4 protein-coding genes are annotated in these 6059 nt (G+C 57.0%); 2 read left to right on the forward strand and 2 right to left on the reverse strand.

Going from position 1 to position 6059, the window contains the following annotated elements:
- A partial coding sequence (locus tag IQ254_RS29040) for a hypothetical protein (protein ID WP_193969633.1) occupies positions 1 to 1170 on the reverse strand: 1170 nt, incomplete at its 3' end.
- Positions 1171 to 1689: 519 nt separating this feature from the next.
- Here IQ254_RS29040 and IQ254_RS29045 point away from each other — a divergent pair.
- Together IQ254_RS29045 and IQ254_RS29050 are read left to right on the forward strand one after the other, a co-directional pair.
- Positions 1690 to 3543, forward strand: coding sequence for an NAD(P)H-quinone oxidoreductase subunit F (locus tag IQ254_RS29045; protein ID WP_193969634.1), 1854 nt, complete (start codon positions 1690 to 1692; stop codon positions 3541 to 3543).
- A gap of 121 nt (positions 3544 to 3664) precedes the next feature.
- Positions 3665 to 5248, forward strand: a complete 1584-nt coding sequence (locus tag IQ254_RS29050) for an NADH-quinone oxidoreductase subunit M (RefSeq protein WP_193969635.1) — start codon at positions 3665 to 3667, stop codon at positions 5246 to 5248.
- 189 nt (positions 5249 to 5437) lie between these two features.
- Here the strand turns inward: IQ254_RS29050 and IQ254_RS29055 are convergent, their stop codons facing one another.
- Complete coding sequence (locus tag IQ254_RS29055; protein ID WP_193969636.1) at positions 5438 to 5866, reverse strand: NUDIX hydrolase; 429 nt, start codon at positions 5864 to 5866, stop codon at positions 5438 to 5440.
- Positions 5867 to 6059 lie beyond the last annotated feature (193 nt).

The following is a 6059-nucleotide window of genomic DNA, read 5'->3' on the forward strand; positions in this document are numbered from 1 at the left end:
GGCCAGGGTTGGGGGTTGAGAGGGCGGTTGATTGGTTTCGGTTTGCTGTACCCGCTGTGCTAGCTGAATCAGCGCTGTACGGCTGACAGCTTCATCAGACGAGCCATCGCTCCATTGGCTGGTGAGTTGCTGCTGTCGTTCTGAGAGCGATCGCGTGACCCCTTCAAGCTGGGCCACCTGGGCTTTGATCTGCCCCAAATACTGGGAGACCACCTGCTGCACCTGTTCTTGGGTGTGGCCAGCGGTTTCCTGCCGACTCATTTGCCGCTGGAGCTGCTGGATCTGCGCAGTCAACTTCTCTAGGTTCGCGATGCTGGACTGGGATGGGGCGGTTGGCAACCCACTGATGGTTCCCACCGGAATTTTAGTCAGGGCCTGTTCCAGGTTGGTTTGTTGGCGATTGAGGGCTTTAACGTGGTCTACTAGCTGCCTGAATTCCGACTGCGGAACCAGGTTATTCAGGGCTTTCATGACATCGCCTAGCTCAGTACGCAGCTGGGCCGGGGTACTGGTCTGGGATAACTCTAGCCAACGGCGGTCGAGCTGGCCTACGGTATCTTGCAGGTTCGTCACCAGGATGCGAGTCTCGGCCCGCAGATTCTCAAGGCTGACCCGGGTTTGCATCAGATCGGTCTTGACCTGAGAAAGTTTGGCTTCGGCTGTTTCTACCCGCGGCGTGGTCGCTAGACGCTGCATGTAGGCGGTGACGTTTTGCAGCGCGGTCTGGGTATCGGAGTGCTGCACTTGAAGGTGGTCGATCTGCCTATGCAGGCCGCTTAAATCAGGGGGCTGCATAGCGCCTAATTGCCCATCCACATGGGCTTTTAGCCCTTTAATCTGCTTAGAGAAACGCATGAAGGAGTGGTTGTTGCGCTCCATCACGGCCCGCTGAAAGTTGGTCAACGCCTCAGGCGAAGGCATGGCCGTCACCTGTTTAGTTAGATTAGTCAGGCGGTGTCCCGTTTGACGATGCTGGCGAGCCAGTTTTTCTTGGGCGTCTTCGAGCTGCTGCTCGACCCGGCTGCGGTTGAGCAACCCTACCGCCGCCAGCACCGTCAGCGGTGCCGAAGCGAGCGCGATATTTTGAGTGGCAACCGAGGCCACGGCACTGACGCCTGACCCTACAATCAAGGCCCGCTCGGCCCTTGTCAACCAATGATTATCGGCCACGTGATGTCCTATTTCCCCTGATGTATTGGCGGTAAGTTAGCCGGGTGGCACCTGAGGGGCAATCAGGGGGGCGATACCACTAGCTAATTCACTCTTCGCCGTGCGATCGCCCCATCAGGATATTTTTCGACCCAGGTCAGCAGGCTGGAAAATCAGCAGACAGGGGTATTAAAGGTGAGGTTGAGCAGTAGACTGCAAAGAATGCTATAGAAGCGAGGTGACGCTTGGGATGTCAAACTCAGAGAACCGCCCTACCCATTACCGCAGCTTAACCACCCAATTCATTATCAGAACTTATCGATCAGAGATGAAAATCAAATTCCAATTAATCTATCCATCTCTTTTTTTTGAACCAAGTATTGGCTAAACTCTATTTTAGATAGGTTTTAATCTATCCAAATTAGTATTCGATTGACTTATGTCAATCAAGGTCTCGCGTTTCTCAGTTAGGTAGAGGGTGAGGCAACGGCCATACTCCGTCTAGCTTTAATGTCCTGATCCGCCCAAGGATGCCCTTCTATGACCCCGCTCCTGGTTCAAACAAGCTGGCTCATTCCCATCTATCCCCTGGTGGGGACGCTGCTGACCATTCCCTGGTCTCCCGCCATAATTCGCAGCACTGGGCCACGCCCAGCTGGCTATGTCAACATCGTTATGACATTTCTGGCCTGTGCCCACAGCCTGCTGGCGTTTCTAGCCTTTTGGGGCAAGTCGTCTCCCCAGTTCTTTTTTGCCCCCTGGCTTCAGGTTTCTGGCCTGGAGCTAACGATTCCCGTTGAGGCATCGGCCATTACCCTGGGGGCCTGCGTTTTGATCACCGGCCTCAACCTGCTGGCCCAGGTTTACGCCGTCGGCTACCTGGAAATGGACTGGGGCTGGGGTCGATTTTTTGCCATGATGGCGTTCTTTGAGGCCGGCATGTGCGCTCTGGTGCTGTGCAATTCCCTGTTCTTTTCCTACATGCTGCTGGAGGTATTAACCCTGGGTACCTACCTGCTGGTCGGGCTTTGGTACAACCAGTCTCTGGTGGTGACGGGCGCGCGGGATGCTTTTCTGACTAAGCGTATCGGCGACCTAGTGCTGCTAATGGCGGTGCTGGCGATCTATCCTCTGGCCCACACCTGGGACTTTCGGGAACTGGCAGTTTGGGCAGAAACCGCCGTGGTCGATCCTAAACTGATCACGCTGATTGGTATTGGGCTGATTGCTGGCCCCATGAGCAAGTGCGCTCAGTTCCCCCTGCACCTGTGGCTCGACGAAGCCATGGAGGGGCCGCTGCCCAGCACGATCTTGCGGAACTCCGTAGTGGTGGCCACCGGCATCTGGATTTTGGTGAAGCTGGAGCCTGTTATTGCTCTGTCCTCCACTGCCTCCGCCTTTGCCATTGCGGTCGGCACTATCACGGCGATCGGGGCCACCCTGATTTCGGCGGCTCAGATCGATATCAAGCGGGTACTGTCGTACCTGAGTAGTGCCTACATGGGGCTGATGTTTGTGGCCGTCGGAGCCCATCTACCCCAGGCGGCGCTGCTGCTGGCCCTAACCTACGCCCTGGGCATGGCCACCCTAGTCATGGGCTCAGGCTCGATCATTATGAATGTCATTACTCAGGACATTACCCAGATGGGTGGGCTGTGGTCGCGTCGCCCCATCACGGGTACGGCCATGGTATTGGGGGCCTTTGGTCTCATCGCGCTGCCCCCCCTGGGCGGGTTTTGGTCGATGCTGGCCCTGGTGTCTGGCCTGTGGGATAGCCATCGCGGCGGGCTAGTGGCCATTGTGTTGATTGTGAACTGGCTCGCCGCCTTTAGCCTGGCTCGCCTGGTGGGGCTGCTCTTTGCCGGTAAGCCTCAGCAAATGACGATCCGTGCCCCAGAACCCCTCTGGCTGCTGGTGGTACCTATGGCGATCGCAGCGGGTCTGACCATCCACCTGCCGCTCATTATGGGTCAGCTTAACCTGCTGCCGGTCTGGGCTGACGTGAGCAAGGACATGGCTCTGTTGCTGACCTGGTCGAGCATTCTCGGTGCCGTTGTCGGTACGCTGCTCTACGTCAACCGCGTGGTCGAAAACCCGGCGAAGCTCGTGCAAAAGCCGATTCAAAACCTGCTGGCCTACGACTTTTACACCCCCAAGCTGTACCGCAATACCTTCGTGCTGGGCATCGACCTGTTGTCTAAGCTGACCGATTGGTTCGATCGCTACGTGGTCGATGGCCTGGTCAATGCCGTCGGTCTAGCCTCCCTGTTCGGTGGCGAAACCCTCAAGTATGGCAACAGCGGCCAGTTCCAGTTCTACGTGCTGACCATTTCCCTGGGCGTTGCCGGGCTGGGAATTTTGATGAACTGGCAGGCCCTGACGGCGCTGTTTTGAAGCATCTTCTACCTCGAAGTTCGGAGGTCGTACCGTTAGTGCTAGCTGATTTTGGCCAGTTTTGGGGGGCGTGACCCACACTCCCCATCTACTCTTTACCCATCCACCTTCTCAACTCACCATGCTCTCTCTACTGCTACTCATTCCTCTCATTGGCGCGATCGCCCTGGGTTTCTGGCCGGGGGAACTGACCGGTTCTCAAGCCCGCCGGGGCGCGCTGATTGTCTCTGGGGCCAGCCTGCTGTGGACGATTGTGTTGTTCACCCAGTTTGACCTAGCCTTTGGCGGGTTTCAATTTCACGAGTTCTTGCCCTGGCTGCCGGTGCTGGGTCTCAACTATGAACTCAGCCTGGATGGTCTATCGCTGCTGATGGTGGGCCTCAATAGTCTGCTCACCTGGATTGCGGTCTGGAGCAGTCGAGACGATATGGAGCGACCTCGCCTGTTTTATGCCCTGCTCTTGTTTGTGAGCAGTGGCGCCGCCGGAGCGTTTTTGGCCCAGAACCTGCTGCTCTTCTTCTTCCTCTACGAAATTGAGCTGGTGCCCCTGTACCTGCTAATTGCCATCTGGGGTGGTGAGAAGAAGGTCTACTCAGCCACTAAATTTTTGCTGTATACCGCCCTGTCTGGAGCGCTAATCCTGGCTGGTTTTTTGGGCACGGTGTGGCTTAGCGGCGCGTCCGACTTCACCTACCACAGCGTCATGGGTCATGACCTGCCTATGGGTTGGCAGCTAATTTTGCTGGGGCTGCTGCTGGTGGCCTTTGGCATCAAGATCCCCCTGGTGCCCTTCCACACCTGGCTGCCCGATACCTACGTGGCGGCGTCTACCCCGGTGGTGATTATGCTGGGCGGAGTATTGGCCAAGCTGGGTACCTACGGCCTGTTTCGCTTTGGCCTGGGGCTGTTCCCCGACGCCTGGGCACAGCTGTCGCCCTACCTGGCGGTATGGGCAGCCATCAGCGTGCTCTACGGTGCTGTTACCGCCATTGCCCAGAAAGACATCAAGCGCATGGTGGCCTACAGCTCTATTGGCCACATGGGCTACGTGCTGCTCGGTGGTGCCGCTATGACCGAGCTGGCGCTGACCGGGGCGGTCAGTCAGATGGTGTCCCACGGCATTATCTTGGCGATGCTCTTTCACCTGGTTGGGGTGGTCGAGAAAAAGGTGGGCACCCGCGACCTGGACGTGCTTAACGGGTTAATGAACCCGATTCGAGGGCTGCCGCTGACCAGCGCCATGCTGGTGCTGGGGGGCATGGCCAGTGCGGGCATTCCCGGTCTGATGGGGTTTGTTACAGAGTTTCTGGTGTTCCAGGGTAGCTACGCGGTATATCCGCTGCAAACTCTGCTCTGTGTCGCTGGCACCGGCCTGACGGCGGTATATTTCGTGATTTTGCTCAATCGCACCTGCTTTGGCAAACTCGACAACGACCTGGCCTACTATCCCAGCGGCACCTTTGACGAGAAGTTTCCGGCCTACGTGATGGCGGGGCTGATCGTGTTTCTTGGCATTCAGCCCAACTGGCTGGTGAAATGGGGCGAATCTACCTCCGCCGCTATGATTGCGGCGCTGCCTCCGATCGCGGTGGAGGTGGTGGCTGATGAGCTAATTGAGGAATTGCCCCGGTCGGTAGAATCGGATGTCGTGTTGCCGACGGCAACCTTAGCCTTGCCCATCGCCACTCTGCCAACCCTGCCGTGACCGATCATCCCGTAGGGTGCATAACGCTAAGGCGAGGCTTCGCCAACGCGCAGCAATGCACCTTCGATGGGGTATGTTACCCAACGCCCAAATTCTCGGAATGGTGCATTACGGCCAGGGCTAAATGTATCGACAACAACGGAGTAAATCTTTGGCCTAATGCACCCTACGCATCCTAAGAACAGGAGGTTAAAGCAAGTCCCAGATTTCTTCGGGAACCAGGTAATGGGGGCCAGCGCGAAGGGCTTGGGGCGATCGCCATACGGCCTCAAACTGCCGCTTCCCCTCCATCGCTGTCAGGCTCTCCCGCCCGTACAGCGACTCATCCACAAACCGCCCATCGTAGACAAACACAATCTCGTGGCCCGGTTCACCATCGCAGACAAAGATGTTTTCCACCATGCCCAGTAACGTCACCCCCGTGATATCGAACCCCAGCTCTTCTTTGATTTCACGCACCGCCGCATCGGCACTGGTTTCGCCAAAGTCGATACCGCCCCCCAGGGGTCGCGCAAAGCCCCGCTGTTTCACCGAGTCGTAGCTCTCATGCACCAAAATCTCGTCTCCCCGGCGCAGCAGACAAATCGAAATGGGCCGAATCCGCTCTTTTTTGCCCATGGTGATAATCCTCTTTTACCAAACCTGATTAGCCTACAGCAGGAGGAATTCAACGTCCAAAATCTCTCGCAGACCCACCCCTAGCCCCTCCCTGGAGGGGAACACCCCGCCAAAATTCAAAATCGTAAATCCAAAATTTACCATCCACCTACCATGACAACGACCCTCACTGCACCCGCCCCCACTCTGATTC

It is taken from the genome of Nodosilinea sp. LEGE 07088, from assembly GCF_015207395.1.
Classification (GTDB): Bacteria; Cyanobacteriota; Cyanobacteriia; order Phormidesmidales; family Phormidesmidaceae; genus Nodosilinea.

Coding starts and splice junctions, on each gene's coding strand:
- IQ254_RS29050 (WP_193969635.1), top strand. CDS start 3,665: ATGCTCTCTCTACTGCTACTCATTCCTCTCATTGGCGCGATCGCCCTG.
- IQ254_RS29055 (WP_193969636.1), bottom strand. CDS start 5,866: ATGGGCAAAAAAGAGCGGATTCGGCCCATTTCGATTTGTCTGCTGCGC.
- IQ254_RS29045 (WP_193969634.1), top strand. CDS start 1,690: ATGACCCCGCTCCTGGTTCAAACAAGCTGGCTCATTCCCATCTATCCC.